Origin of the sequence: uncultured Campylobacter sp., from assembly GCF_938039205.1 — a bacterium.
Taxonomy (GTDB): domain Bacteria; phylum Campylobacterota; class Campylobacteria; order Campylobacterales; family Campylobacteraceae; genus Campylobacter_A.
This window is the reverse complement of the sequence record NZ_CALHVM010000048.1, coordinates 41,451-57,207: the sequence shown is the minus strand read 5'-3', so window position 1 is coordinate 57,207 and position 15,757 is coordinate 41,451. Positions and strand designations below refer to the sequence as shown.

Here is a 15,757-nt window from a genome sequence, read left to right as displayed (position 1 = left end):
TAAGGAGAACAAATGAAAGTACTCTTTTCGCCGAGCGAAGCAAAAACCACTGTTAGTCCAAATAAATTTATAGATAAGGATGCCTTTATTTTTCCAAATTTATATGAAAAACGGTATGAAATTTTAAAAATTTACGATGATTTTTTGCAAACGGCTACCGTTGAAAAAATCTCAAAACTTTTCGGTGTTAAAAATTTGACCGATGAGCCGAGTTTGCGCGAAAGCCTCTTTAAAAAAGGCGCGGTAAAAGCAATCCTGCGATATGACGGAGTAGCCTACAAGCACCTTGACTACCGAAGCCTTGATAGCTCGGCGCAGGAGTTTATAGATAAAAATACGCTGATTTTTTCAAATTTATTCGGCCCCGTGACGGCGGCGGATGTGCTACCCGAATACAAACTAAAGCAAGGCGAGCGGATAGACGGGCTAAATTTGGAGGAATTTTATAGCCAAAATTTTAGCGGCGAGATAGATAAATGGCTAGGAGATGACGACATTTTAGACCTTAGAGCCGAGTTTTACGAGAAATTTTACCGCATACAAAAACCGTTTGCGACATTTAAATTTCTAAAAAACGGTAAAGTCGTCAGTCACTATGCCAAAGCATACCGCGGGATAGTTTTGAGGCAAGTAGCGCAAAACGGGGTAAAAAACTTCAGCGAACTTTGCAAAACCGATATAGAAAATTTGCGCCTTATAGACATCAAAAAAACTGGACTAAAAAGCGAGTTTTTGGTGCAAATAGTCTAAAATTCGAGCTTTTTAGTCAAATTCGCGCAAAAATCGTTAAATTTTCGGCTAAAAACTATTGTATTTTTTATAAAAACGTTGTAAAATGCCCGCATATCACTTCTTATTAAGGATGGTTCTATGAAAAAAGCTGATTTTATTCAAGCTGTTGCCGATAAGGCCGGTCTTTCCAAAAAAGATTCTCTAAAGGTAGTTGATGCTGCGTTAGAGACTATCGAAGAGGTTCTTAAAAGCGGCGATAGTATTAGCTTTATAGGTTTTGGTACATTTGCTACTGCCGAGAGAGCCGCTAGAAAAGCAAGAGTACCTGGAACTACGAAAGTTATAGACGTTCCTGCTAGCAAAGCGGTTAAATTTAAAGTAGGCAAAAAACTAAAAGAAGCCGTAGTAGCAGGCGCAGGCAAAAAAGGCAAAAAAAAATAATTACCCTTTCATGAAAGCTCAAGATTGGGCTTTCATGTTTTTTAATCTATTTTTTATATCTTTCAAGGTAAAATCTCACTTCTTTAATTAGCCCGAGTGGTGAAACTGGTAGACGCGCCAGACTCAAAATCTGGTAAGGGCAACCTTGTGTCGGTTCGAGTCCGACCTCGGGCACCATTATACTACATCTTAAAGCTTCCCAAAACTTCCAAAAGCATAAAAAAGCCCCGATATAGACGGATTTTAAAGATATTTTTGCGTATATTTAAAAATACTAACAGATATAAAAATATATTTGCAAATATTCATTTTTTACGGAATAATAACGGAGCAAAACAAAAAGCACAAAAAGGACTCCGTAAAAAAAATGCCAAAGATACCCACTCCGCTCACAGATAGAGAAATCAGGACGCTAAAGCCAAAGGATAAAATTTATAAAAAATGCGACGGCAGAGGATTATATATTTTCGTAGATCCTAGCGGTCGTAAATATTTTGCTCTCGAATACAAAAGCCCGGCCGATAACAAAATCAAAAGGCTAAATTTAGGAGACTTTCCCGAGTTTAGTTTGGCAATGGCGCGCGAGGAGAGGTTTAAACTGGAGCAAAAGGTAAGAGACGGCATCGACGTCAAGCGTGAGAGCGAGATAAACGAGCAGGCAAATTTTAAAAAACTCGCGCAAAGATGGCTCGAAATAAAAGCCCCCAGCGTAGAGCCAAATACCCTATATAGAGATAAAAGGCTGCTCGAAATGTATGCTTATCCGTTTTTTGAAAATAGAAGCATCACGGACATCACCGTAACCGACGTCATCGAAATTTTAAAAAAGATAGAGGCAAAAGGTAGCCTTGAGATGATGAAGCGGCTCTATTCACTTTTAAATCAAATTTGGCAATCAGCCTACTATATCGCGCCAAATAACGTGATCGCGAGCATTAACTACCGCTTCACGTTTAAAAAAGTAAAAGAGAAAAACTACGCGACGCTTACCAAAAACGCCGATATTAAGGCTCTTTGGCAAAGCATAGACGAATACAGCGGCGACATCCGCACTAAATACGCCCTTAAATTTGCAGTCCTCACAGCGCTACGCCCCTTTAATGTTAGGAGCGCAAAATGGGAGTATATCGACTTTGACGAGGGCGTCATAAGCATCCCCGCGGGCGATATGAAAATGCGAGAAGCTTTTACCCTGCCCTTGTCGCGCCAAGCCTTAGAGCTACTAAAAGAATACAAAGGCTACAACTTGGATCAAATTTATCTTTTCGGCTCGCTTTACGGCGCGGCGCGGTATATGAGCGAAAACACCTTAAACGTCGCGCTTCGCAGGATGGGCTTTAGCAAAGACGAGATCGTGTCGCACGGTTTTCGTGCAATGTTTAGCACCGTTTGCAACGAAAACATCGACACTCACGGGCTAAATTTCGACATAATAGAAAAATGCCTCGCGCACAAAGGCACGGACAAGATCCGCGCCGCTTACAACCGCGCCCAAAACCTAGCCCAAATGCGTGCGATGATGCAGTGGTGGGCGGACTATTTAGACGCGCTTTAATCATAAATGTAGTCTATTAGCGATTTCACGTGTCCGTTTATGTGGCTTAGCGCCTCGCCGATCGCGCGCTCTTTGAGCTCCTTTTCTTTATACTGCTTTTTAAAATACTCGGAGTCTAGCCGCGTATTGTGATAAAGAGCCTTTAAATTTTCGTAGCTTATATCGCCCATTCTTTGCTTTTTGTCTTCAAATTTAGCCAGTTCGCGCTTTAGCGTCGCTATTTGATTGTTTCGCCTAGAGATTTGCGAGCGGTAGCCGTTTACCGCGTTTTTATGATTTTGGGCTTCGAGCTTGGCGGCGGCTTCGAGCGAGATCACCTTATCCGCCAGCGTGAGATTTCGCGCCCTAGTATCATTAAATTCTTGCGCTTGTTTTAAAAGCTCGCGTTCTAACTGCTCGCTCGCCCAAATTCTGAAGTTTTTAGCCTGCGGCGAGCGGATAAAAAAGCCTAAAACTACGATACCTTTTAAAGTCCATTTTACGAGCGGGCGGTTGCGGTCATTTTTGTGGGTTACGAAGTGGATATTTTCGATAAGCTCGTCAAAGTGATTTTTTAGATGGTCTCTTATGGTATTTTGCGAAATGCCGTAATTTTTGGCGACTTGCTCTGTCGTAAAGAGCGTGTTTAAAGTGATATTTTGCACAAATTCCCCTCTCTGCGATTTTGCGCTTTAGGGGAATTGTCGATTAGATCAGTGTTGCGGTTTTTCTTTTTTGTATTCCTTGATGGCTTTGAAGCCTAAAAAGACTATTATAAGCGCGCCCGCTATAAGCATAATGTCTTGGTTTGTCATTTGTTTGCCTTCCTCTCAATATAAATGGCTATAGCCATTATAGTTACTCCTTCGATTATCGCAAGGAGACCTTTCGTCGTCGCTTCGCCGAATTGCCAAGCAAACGCACCGTTTACGAAAATACCTAAGCCGATATTTTTAAACAGCTCTATCATTTTTTACCTTTTGCGTATTCTAGCAAACTAATCTAAATTTAACAATTCCGCCTAAAAGAACAAAATCTTAACTTTTTTAAGATTTATGGGAGAATTATATTATAATAATTTAGATTTGTCAAGAGTTTTTATTAAAAATAATAATAAAACTAAAATAAAAACCTTAATTTTTATAAGGTTTTTTAATTAGGGGAATTTCCCACAATTAAAACTAATAGGTGAAAATTTTTCCCATTAAACTAATAACCGAAAATTTCGGCTATTAAGAAACTGCGTCTTTTAGGGCATTTTTTAGATTTTCATATTTTGATAGCTCTTTTTTTAGGGTTTCGACCTCTAAAACCAAATTTACGGCGGCTTCGGTCATTTTACTTATTTTGTTGTTTGAGACGGCAACATTTAAGCCACCCTCGCTCATTCCTATCCTCTCCGCAAGCTCTCGCTGCGTGATGCCCAGCTCGGCACATACCCGTTTAACTATATTATTCTCTTTGTAATTTGGATCAAAATGCCACTCAATAACGTATAAATCGTTTTGCTTTTTATCCTTAAATTCTATATGATTACCGCCCTGATGAAAAAAGGTATCGTATCCGACTATCTCTTTGATTTTGGCGTTTATTTCTTTGATAAGCTCTTTTTCATTACCTCGCTTTATCGGCGTGACTGGATTTATCTCGTGTTTAAGTTGCCCTAGGATTAAAATTTTAGATCCGTCCGTAGGATCATTGCCTTTATCAATCGCATTAGGATTTTCTATCATAAGATCAGGGCTGTGCCTGTTGTCTTCAAGCCAATCAAATACGCTATCCTCATCGTCCTCGTTGCGAAGGTTTTCGATGCAGTATTTTTTAAACCTCTGATAAAACGGCAATATCGCCTCTAAATTGGTAGGATGTAGCCATTTATTATTTTCTTTTGCGTATTTTTTACATATTTTTATAAAATTTTCACTTGTCATTTTTTCCCTTTTCATCGTCACAAATAAAGCTAAATTCTATGTTTTTGATATGATTTAAGCGATAAAATATCTCGTCAAAATCATTAAGCAAATTCGTATCGTCATCAAAAAATCCTCCGCCGCAATTAGGGCAAAAGCTAAAGCTTTTCTTGCGCTCTTTGATGTCAAACGTGATCTTAGTCTTGCATGTTTTGCACCTTATTTCTACTTCGGTTATATCTTTTATGTTTTTTTTCATTTTCTACCTTTATATTATTTTACTAAATTTCGACTAAATTTTACGCGCTCTTTGAGAAAAATTGCTCTATTTTAGGTGCGAGCGCTACTTGCCCTTTGCTCGTGATTTTCGTCGTAAAGGTTTGCAGATTGCCTTTTGTAGTGGCTATCACGTTCATCACAAGCTCAAAGTATCCGTTATCTACGTATTTCTGATAAGGCTTATTGTCTTTTTGCAAGTAGCCACTATCTCGCAGCCAACTAAAGAGCCGCTTTTGCCCTACCCTGATGCGCTTGTCGTCGCATAGGGCTTTTGCATAGTCGCCGATGTTGATGCTTGTCGCGCTTGCTTCGACGGCTTTGGCAAAGGTAATATAAGGCAAATTTGCCGCTTTTTCGCGCTCTAGTTCCTGAGTTTTTGCTCTTTGGGCTTTTAGATCAAGGGCTAGTTTTATGATCGTATCCGGATCGCTTAGCACCTCATCGATCTTTTTTTGTGTCAAATAGCCGCCATGCTTGCGAATAGACGGCAAAACCTCAACATTGACCCATTTTCTAAAGCTCCTCGCATTTGGCTTGTCGCTTCGCATTAGCACGAAATAAAGCTGCGGCTCGGTAATAAAAGTCGCGTTTTGCTCCCTGCCTAGACTATCAAAGATGGGGTAGGTTAAATCTAGGCCATCGTCAAACTCCCTTTTTATCGCATTTTTGACGTCGGTTACGTTTTGAATTTCCAAAACTCTACAAACATCAGCTAAACAAAATAGCGGATCGCCCGACTCACCTACCGCAACCCTGATCTCAAAGTTATCGTTTTTAAAAATTTCTAGGTTCATTTTTTGGCCTCTATTAAATTTTATTTTCGAAAATATTGCCGACGACTACCCAATCGCCGAGCTCACTGAAGGAAAATCGCAAATCCTCCCGCTTTTTATCAATCGGCCTAACGACGAAACTTCCGAAATCAAGAATCACCTCGCCTATCTCGCCGTCTCGCGGATTATAAAATTCATCGCCACAAGGAGACTGCGGGTCAAATTTGACGATGTAGCTCTCGTAAATTTCCGCATTATTTTGATCCTTTAGCCCTGTGTATTGCATAAGCTCGACATCTTCAAAAGAGCACTCGAAATCAAACTCCGTCTCCTCATCCCATAATCTTAATTCATTGCTTGCAAAGTCAAGATATAAAACTTCGTATATCCTTTTATCTGCCTTGTAATAAGCTCTAAATTTTATCTCTCTCATATCATCAATCCTTAATCTTTTTGACTATCCCTCTTAGTTTTTCGTCTTTTGTAGTCATCGTTTTGGCATCTAGTCCTTTTTGAGCCATCCTTTTAATCTCGCCTAGCAATTGGGCTGCACGAGAGGGCATCACTACTTTTTTGCGCCTTAACATCGTGATCTCCTCTTGCGCCGCTTTTAGCTTCGCTTCTAGTTCTTCCATGTTCGCTCCTTAAATTTTACAAAAACCGTCTTTTAGCGACGAGCCGCTAAAGTCAAAAAGCCCGCTTTGTTTTTTGTTGAAACAATTTAGCGTTAATCTGATCCATATGCTTCCAAATCTTTGGGAAAATATATTCAGATATATGCGTCTTTTATCCCACTCTCAAAAACTCCGGCAAGCTCATCGCTACGCTCGGGTTATATTCGCTTTTTTCTCGGCTTACGCGCTTGATCTCGCTTAGCACCAGCTCGCGCGTTTGCTCCAAACAGCCCTCGATCATCTTATAAAATTCAGCCTCTTTGCGGCGGATATTTGCTAGCACGTTTGCCTCGACTTCGCTCGTGATGATATAGCAGGTCACTTCCCGCGTTTGGCCGTAACGATAGACGCGGCGCAAGCTTTGGAAAAATCCCTCAAAGCTATCCGATAGCGAGGCATAGATCACGTTTGCACAGTGTTTTTGCCAGTTCATGCCAAAACCCGCGATCTTGGGCTTTGTGATGAGGCATTTTATTTTGCCGTTTGCAAAATCGCTCATCGCGCGCGCCTTAAACTCGTCGCTATCGCTTCCCTTGATCTCCACGCTACCCGCCACTAGCTTTTTGAGCATCGCGCCCTCGTCGTTTAGCTCGCACCAAATCAAAAAATTCTCGTTTGACGCATTGCAGATCTCAGCCACTTTTTCGCATCTTTGCTCCAGGCTGTCTTTTTTGGCTTGCCTGCGCTCTTGCAAGGTTTGTGCGGCTATCGCAAAAAGCGAGTCCTTGCTTTGGCTTTCAACTTCGACGTGCTGCATTTTTAACGGCGGTAGCTTAAATTTAGCGTCCTCTTCCGCGCTATACCCTAGATCGGAGGGCTTTGTGAAAAACACCGCCCACGAGCTGATAAATTTCCAAAACGGCTTAACCGCGTGGCCTTTGAGTATCCATTCAGACGTATCACCGCCGTCATGCACGAAATACATCGAGAGCATTTCGGATAAGCTCATCACATTTAAAAACTCCGTGTGATTGCCTAGTTCCGTGTAGTCGTTCGGGCTTGGAGTGGCCGAGCAAGCGAGCTTATAGGGCGTGTGTTTGTAGTTTTCGATGATTAAATTTCGCGTGGCCGAGGTATAGCTTTTTAGCCTTGAGCTCTCGTCCAGGACTAGCGCGACAAACGCATCCGGGTCAAATTTATCCAACTTTTCATAGTTGGTAATGTTTATCCCGTTTATCACGTCGTCCGCGCTTTCGCAAAATTTAACGTCGTAGCCTAGGATATGTTTTATCTCCTCGATACTTTGAAATGCAACGGCAAGAGGCGTCACGATCAGCACGGGCGCGAGTTCTTTTTGCCAAATTTGATAAGCCCACTCGCCTTGCATCACGGTTTTACCGCTACCCGTCATCGCAAATATCGCAAAATGCCCCTTTTTAAGCGCGAGATAGACGAGATCCTTTTGATAATCAAACAGCGCGTCGTTTAGCTCGTCTCGCGATATTTCGATGCTTTTAAAGCTTGCGCGTTTTTGTTTCGTCTTTAAAAAGTCCTCATAGTTTTTTACTTCGCAGGACGGCAAAGCCACCCTTTGCGACGAGGAGCTACGCTCCCTCGACCCACCTAAAGCACATCGCGGCGTGTCGGCCGCGCCGTAGTTTTTACCATCTTGCATAAAATTTCCCTTTATCAAATAATACAATTCTTGAAAAAGTCGGGCATTGAGCGGATTTTGCCGTTATCGCTTAATGTGGCGATCACCTCAAAATGCTCATGCTCGTCCAAACATCCGATCGCTTTTCTCATCGCTTCGCGCCTCGCGTTTTCTAGCTCTTGTTTTAGGACGCTTATGTCCTCGCCCGATCTCTTTGCTTTGAAAAATGCCATTTGAAGCGCGCTGTATCGCCTAATCTCAGGCTTACACTCGGCTTTAACTTTGCTAGCGTAGAAGTCTTGGATTTCTTTTGCCTTATCCACTGCCGGCCTTTAAAAGAGCGACCCTTGGGCGCGTTCTCGCAAGGCTAGCTCGCAGTTTTTCGCCGCAACGTTAAAATAAGAGCTCTTTAGCTCGATGCCTATCCCCTTGCGGTTCATTTTTAGGGATTGATAAACCTCGCTGCCGATACCCAAAAACGGAGTAAATACGACGTCGCCCTCGTTCGTCCATAGCTGAAGCGCGCGCTCTATAACGTCAAGCTGGAGAGGACAAATATGCTTCTCGTCCTCGTCGTCGCGGCTACCTTTTAGGCTTAGCGTGTTGCTTGGGTTGATGTCCATCCAAACCGGGCTCGCGTATCTTTGCCATACTTCGATACTCCCGCGGTTTAGGTTGCCTTTTTCTTCGTCAAATTTAGACGCGATCGGCGCACCGTCGCCGCAGTAGTATTTTAGTCCGCCCTCGATCGGCTCGGCGTTTATGCCCGGTTTTCTCATCGTGACGAGGTAGTCGGGTATCCCTTGGCGGCTCATTGCGCTATCTTTTACGAGCTGCTTATGAAGCAGGCCGAGCGCCTTGGTGCGTTGCTGAGCGATTACGGGATCTTTCCAGATGCAAACCTCAGAGTGAAAAATAAAGCCCACGCTCTCAAAAAGGCGTATCAGCTCGCCCCTAAAATCGCGAATCCCGATAAAGCCGTCTCTAACCTTTGAAGTCGGCAAATTCATGCAGTGAAAACTCATGAGCCGCCCGCTTTTTAGGATACGAAATAGCTCTTTTGCTAAAAACGCAAAATGCTCCATAAATTCGCCCTTTTCGGAGTTGCCCATATCTCGATCGGAATTTGAATAAGTGTAAAGGCTATCAAACGGCGGCGAGTAAATGATATAGCCTACGCTCTCATCATTTAGAGCCTTAACTACTTCGCAGCTGTCGCCGTTATAAATGGCATAATCGTCCGCTACGACTTGATTTATCACGTTCATGCCTCTTTACCTCTAATCATCTCTAAAATCTCGTCTTTATCGACAAACACGCTGCGGCCAGTTACGGCGTAGCGCTTGATAATCCCTTTTTGCGCCCTTTTCTTGATCGTCACTACCGCAACGCCTAGCATTTTTGCCGCCTGCGCGTAGCTGATAAAATTTATTTGATTTTGATGCATTTTCACTCCTCGTTTGCCGCGCCCTCGATCGGCTTTTCGTTTTTCGCCTTGATCTGCATGGCGATTTTTATATGCTCCTCGTTCGGATACCTTTTGATTAAATTTTCTATACCTTCGATCGTGAAGTATTTACAAACCTTAAGCGCCTTTATGTGCTCATCTACGTTAAATTTTCCCACTTTTTACCCCTTTAAAAAATAGTTTTGCTTAAATTTAATCGCTTGCGCATATCCCTGAAATATGCGATTTGTTCGTTAAATTTGCCAAGATAGACGCCAAAAGGAAACTCGCCCGTGAGCTTATCCGCGATCTCGTCCATCACCTCAACGTACTCCTTAAAGTTTTCGTTTTCAATAAAATCCATAAATTTACCCTTGAGCCGAAACGTAACTTCAAGGCGCTTCCAGTCCTTAAATTTCTCGTCTATTTTTTGCTTGTGGTAGTTCGTTTGCTTTTCGAATTTGTCGTATAAACAAACCTTATCCACGGCGTAAAACTTCCCGCTTTTTAGTCCGCGATTGGCGTAAATGCTAGTTTTAAAACTGATCACGTCATCGGCACACTCTTTTACGGACTCTTTAAATTTGCCTTTGGCTTTAGAATTCACGTCGCAAGGGTCTTTAAAATCCACCGCGACATCCCAACTATAAGGTTTAAAACGCCGTAAAAACTTGCCCAAAATTCGGTAAGTCTCTTTAAAAATATCCCTGCTAGGCTGAAATAGCCCAGCAAATACAACGCAAACGTAATAGCCAAAGGGCTTTTTACGCTTCTTGCAAAGATCGTTTAACTCGCTAGAGTTTTCGACCACCAACATCGTATTACTTAAGCTTTTCGTGCCGCGCTTAAAGCTGACATAGCGGATTTTAAAGGGGTGCTTTTCGTCCGCATCAAAAAGCGGCTTATTTGCGCCCTTAAATTTATACTCCGCATAATCCTTGACCGTTTTATTTCGGCTTATTAGCCGCAGCTTTCCCAAAAGTTCAATCTTTTTTAAAAAGCCGTTTAGCGTGGCCTTAGGCATCACAAAACGGATGCTATCTATCCCGCAATCGACAATGTCCTCTGCGCTAAATTTAGGCGTTTTGGGCTTCATCTACTGCACCGCGAGCCAACTATCCATTTTTTGTTTGATTTCAGTGATTAGGTCGCCCGCCTGCTCTGTTTCGTTTTGTTCCACGAGCTCGGCAAGCTCATCAAGATCGGCTTCAATCTCCTCGAAAAATGAGGCGATTAGCTCTTTGATCTCGTCTTTGGCGTTTTTTAACGCATCGCTTATTTTTTTACTCATTGCCCACCTCTTTGTCTTTGTCCTCTTTTTTGACAACCTCGACGGACATCTTGAGCCCGTGCGAAATTTGGACGTCCGATAAGTCGTCCGTGTTCAGCTCTCGCTTTAGCTCGCGCTCTAGGTTTTCTAGAGTTTCAAGGTAGCTTTTTTTATCCTCTTTAAGCTCTTTTATCTGCTCCTCTATCCTCTCGATCCCCGACTTAACCTCAAAAAATCGTTTCAAATTTTGAATTAGCATTATTTTTCCTTTATATCCACGATCGCGCCGCCTAGCCTGCACGCGATGAAGCCGTCCGCATTTACGTAGTAGTGCGACCTGCTAAAGATCGCGCCGCTCGCTCCTTTAAATTTCCTATCCTTTTCCTTTGCTCGGCACGGCTCAACTGAGCGATGCGAGAGAATTTGTTTTAAAATTTGGATTATTCGCACTTTTTGCCTCCGCTTTGCCTAGCTTTGCGCCGCGTTTAATCCCGCGGATCTCGCCCTTTGGAGTTAGTTTAACCTCAAACCCCACCATCGCCATTTTTGCTTGAAATATCGCAAAATCAACCGCTTTTTTATTTAGCATTTTTTTAGCTCGCTTTCTTGTTTTTGTTCAAAAAGACATATCCCGCGCAAGTGCCGTCGCCCACTCGGACGTTTTTAGCCGCGCGCCACTCGATCCCGTCGCTTTCTAGTATTTTCGCGTTCTCCTTACTTACGTATCCGCCTTTTAAGCCGCCCGTGCTTTTGATCCCGCGCATTTCGCAGTAGTCCTTCATCGTCCATCTCGTTTTTTCGTAAATTAACTGCGCTAGAGTTTTCATTAACTCGCCTCCTCCTTTAAATTTCAAATCAAAAAGCCGTATTTGAGCTCAAATTTCTGCATCGCATCCTTAAAATCCTCGCAGTCTTGCAAAAACTCCTCGCCCAAATCGCTATTTATTAACTTGATTATCTTTTGGCAGATCGTTTTTCGCCTGGCGATCTCGCGCTCCAGCTCCTCATTGACCGCGATATTCAAATATGCCTCTTGTTTAAACTCGTCTTTTGTCATCTTTTATCCTTTCAAATTTCGCTCTTTAAGCCCCTTTTTTGGGTAAAATTTGAGTGCAAAATCAACGACCCAAAAAGGAGCTAAAACAATGAAATACCGCTACGAGATCAACGACGAAATAAGCTTTTTTATCGCGCCGCTTAGTTACGGACATTTTGGGCTCTTTGTAAATGACGAGCTTTACGGAACGTATGCCAACGCGTCATTAGCCGCAGACGACGTTTATCACGGCTACACGGGCTTTGACCTTTGGGATGACGAGGATCACGATGAGCCTTGCGACTTAAGCGAGTGGGAAGCAATTTTTTAAAACTAGCATACACCGCCGTAAGTCTCTTGTATCGCTGTTTTGAGATGATTACGTAGCCGCTCTCGTTAACTTTTTGAGCCGCCTCTAACCCTAAAATCTCATTTATAAATTTGTCTCGTTTCATCTTTTATCCTTTCAAAAATACTCATAAAAAAGCCCTTTTTCGTTATAATCCATTCGCCAAAACAAATTCAACTAAAAGGACTTATCTATGGATACCAACATAGAAGAAACTGTCAAAATCCTAGACCAGGTCGAGCTTGAGCAACTCAAAGCCGACGTTGCCAAGCTCAAAAAAGCGGTTCGAGCTCTTGAGGAAGAGTTAAAGACTACTAAAGATGCGTTAGGCCGCAAAGCGGACAACACACACTCCCATTAACCTTGCCCTCACTCCTCTTTATAGCCTTTAAATTTCTTAGCTATTTTCTTAACGCTTTTGCTAGGTTTCGTGCCTAGCATGGCGACCAGCTCCTTTTTCTTGGCCTCGATGCTACGTTGAGCGTTATATACATTACTAAGCACCGCATCAATCGCATTTAGCTCTTGCTCCAGCTTTAAAAGCTTTTTTAAAATCTTGATTTTTTTCATCTTTTATCCTTTTTGGGGCAGCTTAGGCCGCCCTTTGTAGATCTTGCAAGCGTTCGCGCATCTGCTTAAGCGAGCCAATCAAGCTAAAATATATCCCGCCGCGCTCGTCTTTAGTTTCCTCAAAGAGATACAAAACCGCATCCTCGCCGCAATTTGTTAGCGCGCCGTAAGTTTTAGCCCCGATCTCGACGCTTGCGCCGCATTCGTGCTCCTTGACCTCTCCGAACTCTTTTAAGAGCTTAACCGCGTTTTGAAGTTTCATTTTTCGTCCTTTTTGGTATAATCTCATCTAAAAAAAGGCTTTTAGATGGAAGTTTTTTTAAATTTTTTAGCCGATATTTTCGGCGACGTTACACACGCCTTTATCGTCGGTTTTATCGGCGGCTTCGGCTTTGGCTCATACTCGGCTTAGCGTATTTTCCAAGCTAGAATTCCGACTACGTTTAAAAATTTCGAGTGCGTCCTTCATTTCAAAGACGGCTATACGAAACGCCAAGCCCAAATAGGCTTTAAAAACGACAAGCCCATCATCGCGATTTGCGAAAATTGCAGCAAGAAAACCTGCGAACTTACCGGGCAAAGGTGCCAAGCTTTCACGCGCTTTTAGTCAAACATCCCCAGCATCCAAGCTACCAAAGTCGCCGTAAACGTTCCGATCATCACGCCTAAAATCAAGAAAATCAAAATCATCGTTTTAACCTTTTTAAAGAACTCGCGCCTTAACTTTGCGCGTTTTTGGTATAATTGCTTAATTGATATTTGAATTATACTTCATTTGAAGTATTTTGTCAAGAGTTTTTGAAGTAAATTTTCTAAGAAAGGGAAACAAATGGCGTATTATGATGAAGTAGTGGGCGTTTTGAAGAAACTAACAGGCGCAAAAACCATCAGAGAACTTAGTCAAAAACTAGAGGTTAGCCCTAAAAATTTCAATACTTGGAAAACTAGGGGCGAAATCCCAGAAAAAACTTTAGCCATTTTGGCGTATAGGATAGGTGTTAGCTTGGATAAGCTTATTGGGGCTGTTGGCGATGGCGATGATAGTGTTTATGATCAATCGGATTCAGTTGATACCGATCATCTCTACTTCATCCGCAAAACGACCTCCGTTAAAGCAAGCGCGGGCGGCGGTAACGAGCTAGAGGGCGTGAGGAGCTACCAAACGGGCGAGCTAATGCCGATTGCTAAGGCGTTTTTTAAAGTCCCGCCCGGCAAAAACCTCAACAGCATGGAGGTAGACGGCGAGAGCATGACGCCGATGCTAAGGAGCGGGGATTGGGTTATTTTTCGCGAGGACAGCGCATTTACCGGAGACGGGCTTTACGTGGTAAATTTTAGCGATCAGCTCATGGTAAAAATCCTGCAACTCACGCCGCGCGGCATGCTTAAAATCGTTTCAGTTAATCCGAATTTTCAAAGCTACGAGATCGATCTAAACGAAACCCAGGAGCATTTTAAAATCGTGGGTAAAGTGATAAAAAGTATAATATAGTCTGAAAAACGACATTTTTAAAGGTATAATTCAATAAAAAATACTATAATTATACGATTTACTAGAAAAAAGAAGAATATTATGAACATCCCAAAAAAACTCAATCCAGCTCCATTGTTAATATCGGCCATAAATATAAAATTTGATTCAACAATTCCGACTGAGGCCATTTTTGGAATTTTGTATCAAAATATTCAAAGTAGCCTAGGAACTTTTAAAAGTTTTCCTATGCCGATAATAAACATCCCGCCCGAGATAAGAGAGAATGACGATAACTTAAAATTCATGCCAGTATATACGCTACTAGACGATAGCAAGCAATACTCGATACAAATAGGCGGCAAAATAGTGTCGATAGCATACGATAAAGCCTACGGAATAGAATACGGCGGATGGAGAGATTATTTTAGGTCTGAAATAGAAAAATTTATAGCGTGTATAGACAAATCCAAAGTTATAAAAAAGATTATAAATTTAGAGTATCAAAATATAGATTTTTTCCAAGACGAGGATATGTTTAAAAAAATAAATATAAAAATAGACTACCCGGTAGAATGCACTAGTAAGCAATTAAGTTTTTCAGAGACTTTCGAGGGTATAACAAACAACATAAGTATAAACGGATCGGCACAGGCCATAGTAGGCAATAAAAACACAGCCGGCTCGACCATAGATATAAAGACTATTTTTGTAGATTCAGATATAGACGTAAATAATATAAAAGAAATACTGGAAAAAATGCACGAGAGTAATAAGAAGCTGTTTTTTTCAATCATCAAAGAGGAGTATATAAATGCCAAATTCAATCCAGAATACTAATATAAAAATGATATTCCCCGCGATGCTTATAGCCTCAGCATTAACTGCCACTGAGGCCAATATGCCAAAAAATCTATTTTTGCAAAACAATACGAGTAAGCTTTCAGATATAAGCTCTTTTAATCAGGTAAATAGTATTGATAGCCGATTGTTTAGGAGCATGTTAAATTTCGCCGAAAATATCGTAAAGAATTCCCATGATTTGGATGCCGATTTCGCAAAAATAATCAATGATAACATAATGGATTTATTGGCTTAATATGGGAATTCCGCAAAGCGATATACAAAAGTATCTACCGCAATATCTAAGCGATGATGCTAAAAATGCTTTAAAAAATTCGCTTGATGGTTTTCCGGACAACTTGGAAAAAATGATAATGCCCGAAGATATATTTAACGAGCATAAGCCCAAACTCTTGCAGTCCGATATAGTGGAGTGTAAAAATATATACGACGGGCGTAACGCCAAAGTAATGATAATATCCAACTCTTGCGATAACAGTAGCGAAAATGAACGCAATTTTCCTATTTGCGTATCGTTCGTGGTGATTCTCAGCCTTGAAAAAATGAAAAGAACATTCAAGGAAAACGGAAAAGACGAGCAGTCTATAAACAGTCAAATAGATGCGATAAAAAAGCAACGAGTAACAAATATGTTTTATTTGCCGAACGATACGGTAGCTTTGCTAGATAGAACGATGCACCTAGATTATAGTAAATTTAGCGAAGCAATAATAAATAAAATAGCTTCTTTGAGCAACTACGGATTTTATGCTTTTTTATTTAAACTATCTTATCATTTTACTAGACTAAGGGAAGGAACGCAGAGGGGTTAGC

29 protein-coding genes and 1 tRNA gene are annotated in these 15,757 nt (G+C 41.7%); 9 read left to right on the top strand and 21 right to left on the bottom strand.

Going from position 1 to position 15,757, the window contains the following annotated elements:
* Window positions 1-12: 12 nt before the first annotated feature.
* The 4 genes from Q0394_RS06565 (at window position 13) to Q0394_RS06550 (ending at window position 2,728) form a co-directional block, all read left to right on the top strand.
* Complete coding sequence (locus Q0394_RS06565) at window positions 13-750, top strand: YaaA family protein (RefSeq protein ID WP_298946319.1); 738 nt, start codon at window positions 13-15, stop codon at window positions 748-750.
* Window positions 751-870: 120 nt separating this feature from the next.
* Window positions 871-1,173, top strand: coding sequence for an HU family DNA-binding protein (locus Q0394_RS06560; protein ID WP_298946317.1), 303 nt, complete (start codon window positions 871-873; stop codon window positions 1,171-1,173).
* A gap of 90 nt (window positions 1,174-1,263) precedes the next feature.
* Window positions 1,264-1,350, top strand: a tRNA-Leu gene (locus tag Q0394_RS06555).
* 190 nt (window positions 1,351-1,540) lie between these two features.
* Entirely contained in the window at window positions 1,541-2,728 is a 1,188-nt protein-coding gene (locus Q0394_RS06550; RefSeq protein WP_298946315.1) for an integrase arm-type DNA-binding domain-containing protein, read from the top strand.
* Here Q0394_RS06550 and Q0394_RS06545 read toward each other — a convergent pair.
* From Q0394_RS06545 to Q0394_RS06455, 19 genes are all read right to left on the bottom strand, one after another.
* Entirely contained in the window at window positions 2,725-3,372 is a 648-nt protein-coding gene (locus tag Q0394_RS06545) for a hypothetical protein (RefSeq protein ID WP_298946313.1), read from the bottom strand. The two genes, Q0394_RS06550 and Q0394_RS06545, sit on opposite strands and share 4 nt — an antisense overlap.
* A 146-nt stretch (window positions 3,373-3,518) precedes the next feature.
* Window positions 3,519-3,677, bottom strand: a complete 159-nt coding sequence (locus tag Q0394_RS06540) for a hypothetical protein (RefSeq protein WP_298946311.1) — start codon at window positions 3,675-3,677, stop codon at window positions 3,519-3,521.
* Between the two features lie 262 nt (window positions 3,678-3,939).
* Window positions 3,940-4,638, bottom strand: coding sequence for a helix-turn-helix transcriptional regulator (locus Q0394_RS06535; RefSeq protein ID WP_298946309.1), 699 nt, complete (start codon window positions 4,636-4,638; stop codon window positions 3,940-3,942).
* Window positions 4,628-4,876: a hypothetical protein gene (locus Q0394_RS06530; protein ID WP_298946306.1), complete on the bottom strand. Its 249-nt coding sequence runs from the start codon at window positions 4,874-4,876 to the stop codon at window positions 4,628-4,630. Before Q0394_RS06530 ends, Q0394_RS06535 begins: the two co-directional genes overlap by 11 nt.
* A 40-nt stretch (window positions 4,877-4,916) precedes the next feature.
* Entirely contained in the window at window positions 4,917-5,690 is a 774-nt protein-coding gene (locus tag Q0394_RS06525) for a phage antirepressor KilAC domain-containing protein (RefSeq protein WP_298946305.1), read from the bottom strand.
* A 13-nt stretch (window positions 5,691-5,703) separates the two neighbouring features.
* Complete coding sequence (locus Q0394_RS06520) at window positions 5,704-6,102, bottom strand: YopX family protein (protein WP_298946303.1); 399 nt, start codon at window positions 6,100-6,102, stop codon at window positions 5,704-5,706.
* Between the two features lie 4 nt (window positions 6,103-6,106).
* Window positions 6,107-6,304 carry a hypothetical protein gene (locus Q0394_RS06515; RefSeq protein WP_298946301.1) on the bottom strand — a complete coding sequence of 66 codons (198 nt, stop codon included), beginning with the start codon at window positions 6,302-6,304 and terminating at the stop codon, window positions 6,107-6,109.
* Window positions 6,305-6,455: 151 nt separating this feature from the next.
* Window positions 6,456-7,958, bottom strand: a complete 1,503-nt coding sequence (locus tag Q0394_RS06510; protein ID WP_298946299.1) for a DEAD/DEAH box helicase — start codon at window positions 7,956-7,958, stop codon at window positions 6,456-6,458.
* 14 nt (window positions 7,959-7,972) lie between these two features.
* On the bottom strand, window positions 7,973-8,260 hold the full coding sequence (locus Q0394_RS06505) for a hypothetical protein (protein WP_298946297.1): 288 nt from the start codon (window positions 8,258-8,260) through the stop codon (window positions 7,973-7,975).
* Window positions 8,261-8,269: 9 nt separating this feature from the next.
* Window positions 8,270-9,205 (bottom strand): DNA methyltransferase, encoded by a 936-nt coding sequence (locus tag Q0394_RS06500; RefSeq protein WP_298946295.1) that lies wholly within the window; start codon window positions 9,203-9,205, stop codon window positions 8,270-8,272.
* Window positions 9,202-9,384 carry a helix-turn-helix domain-containing protein gene (locus Q0394_RS06495; RefSeq protein WP_298946293.1) on the bottom strand — a complete coding sequence of 61 codons (183 nt, stop codon included), beginning with the start codon at window positions 9,382-9,384 and terminating at the stop codon, window positions 9,202-9,204. The genes Q0394_RS06500 and Q0394_RS06495 overlap by 4 nt, the downstream gene beginning before the upstream one ends.
* Window positions 9,385-9,386: 2 nt before the next feature.
* Window positions 9,387-9,563, bottom strand: a complete 177-nt coding sequence (locus tag Q0394_RS06490) for a hypothetical protein (RefSeq protein WP_185898765.1) — start codon at window positions 9,561-9,563, stop codon at window positions 9,387-9,389.
* A gap of 11 nt (window positions 9,564-9,574) precedes the next feature.
* Window positions 9,575-10,480, bottom strand: coding sequence for a hypothetical protein (locus Q0394_RS06485; RefSeq protein WP_298946291.1), 906 nt, complete (start codon window positions 10,478-10,480; stop codon window positions 9,575-9,577).
* Window positions 10,481-10,675: a hypothetical protein gene (locus tag Q0394_RS06480; RefSeq protein WP_298946289.1), complete on the bottom strand. Its 195-nt coding sequence runs from the start codon at window positions 10,673-10,675 to the stop codon at window positions 10,481-10,483.
* Window positions 10,668-10,913, bottom strand: coding sequence for a hypothetical protein (locus Q0394_RS06475; protein WP_298946287.1), 246 nt, complete (start codon window positions 10,911-10,913; stop codon window positions 10,668-10,670). The genes Q0394_RS06480 and Q0394_RS06475 overlap by 8 nt, the downstream gene beginning before the upstream one ends.
* A complete protein-coding gene (locus Q0394_RS06470) occupies window positions 10,913-11,104 on the bottom strand; it encodes a hypothetical protein (protein WP_298946285.1) in 192 nt (63 codons plus the stop codon). Before Q0394_RS06470 ends, Q0394_RS06475 begins: the two co-directional genes overlap by 1 nt.
* Window positions 11,055-11,243: a hypothetical protein gene (locus tag Q0394_RS06465; RefSeq protein ID WP_298946283.1), complete on the bottom strand. Its 189-nt coding sequence runs from the start codon at window positions 11,241-11,243 to the stop codon at window positions 11,055-11,057. The genes Q0394_RS06470 and Q0394_RS06465 overlap by 50 nt, the downstream gene beginning before the upstream one ends.
* Window positions 11,244-11,247: 4 nt before the next feature.
* Window positions 11,248-11,481 carry a hypothetical protein gene (locus Q0394_RS06460; RefSeq protein WP_298946281.1) on the bottom strand — a complete coding sequence of 78 codons (234 nt, stop codon included), beginning with the start codon at window positions 11,479-11,481 and terminating at the stop codon, window positions 11,248-11,250.
* Window positions 11,482-11,504: 23 nt separating this feature from the next.
* A complete protein-coding gene (locus Q0394_RS06455) occupies window positions 11,505-11,711 on the bottom strand; it encodes a hypothetical protein (protein ID WP_298946278.1) in 207 nt (68 codons plus the stop codon).
* An 88-nt stretch (window positions 11,712-11,799) separates the two neighbouring features.
* On the opposite strand from Q0394_RS06455, the gene Q0394_RS06450 reads away from it, so the two are divergent.
* Window positions 11,800-12,021, top strand: coding sequence for a hypothetical protein (locus Q0394_RS06450; protein ID WP_298946277.1), 222 nt, complete (start codon window positions 11,800-11,802; stop codon window positions 12,019-12,021).
* Window positions 12,022-12,232: 211 nt separating this feature from the next.
* On the top strand, window positions 12,233-12,400 hold the full coding sequence (locus Q0394_RS06445; RefSeq protein WP_298946275.1) for a hypothetical protein: 168 nt from the start codon (window positions 12,233-12,235) through the stop codon (window positions 12,398-12,400).
* Window positions 12,401-12,408: 8 nt separating this feature from the next.
* On the opposite strand, the gene Q0394_RS06440 is transcribed toward Q0394_RS06445, so the two are convergent.
* Together Q0394_RS06440 and Q0394_RS06435 are read right to left on the bottom strand one after the other, a co-directional pair.
* A complete protein-coding gene (locus Q0394_RS06440; RefSeq protein ID WP_298946273.1) occupies window positions 12,409-12,609 on the bottom strand; it encodes a hypothetical protein in 201 nt (66 codons plus the stop codon).
* A gap of 22 nt (window positions 12,610-12,631) precedes the next feature.
* The gene (locus tag Q0394_RS06435; RefSeq protein WP_298946271.1) at window positions 12,632-12,871 is read right to left on the bottom strand and encodes a hypothetical protein; all 240 of its coding nucleotides are present in this window, start codon (window positions 12,869-12,871) and stop codon (window positions 12,632-12,634) included.
* Window positions 12,872-13,438: 567 nt separating this feature from the next.
* Here Q0394_RS06435 and Q0394_RS06430 point away from each other — a divergent pair.
* The 3 genes from Q0394_RS06430 (at window position 13,439) to Q0394_RS06420 (ending at window position 15,756) form a co-directional block, all read left to right on the top strand.
* Window positions 13,439-14,101, top strand: coding sequence for a LexA family transcriptional regulator (locus Q0394_RS06430; protein WP_298946269.1), 663 nt, complete (start codon window positions 13,439-13,441; stop codon window positions 14,099-14,101).
* An 81-nt stretch (window positions 14,102-14,182) separates the two neighbouring features.
* Entirely contained in the window at window positions 14,183-14,920 is a 738-nt protein-coding gene (locus tag Q0394_RS06425; protein WP_298946267.1) for a TIGR04255 family protein, read from the top strand.
* Window positions 14,921-15,180: 260 nt separating this feature from the next.
* Window positions 15,181-15,756, top strand: coding sequence for a hypothetical protein (locus Q0394_RS06420; RefSeq protein ID WP_298946265.1), 576 nt, complete (start codon window positions 15,181-15,183; stop codon window positions 15,754-15,756).
* Window position 15,757 lies beyond the last annotated feature (1 nt).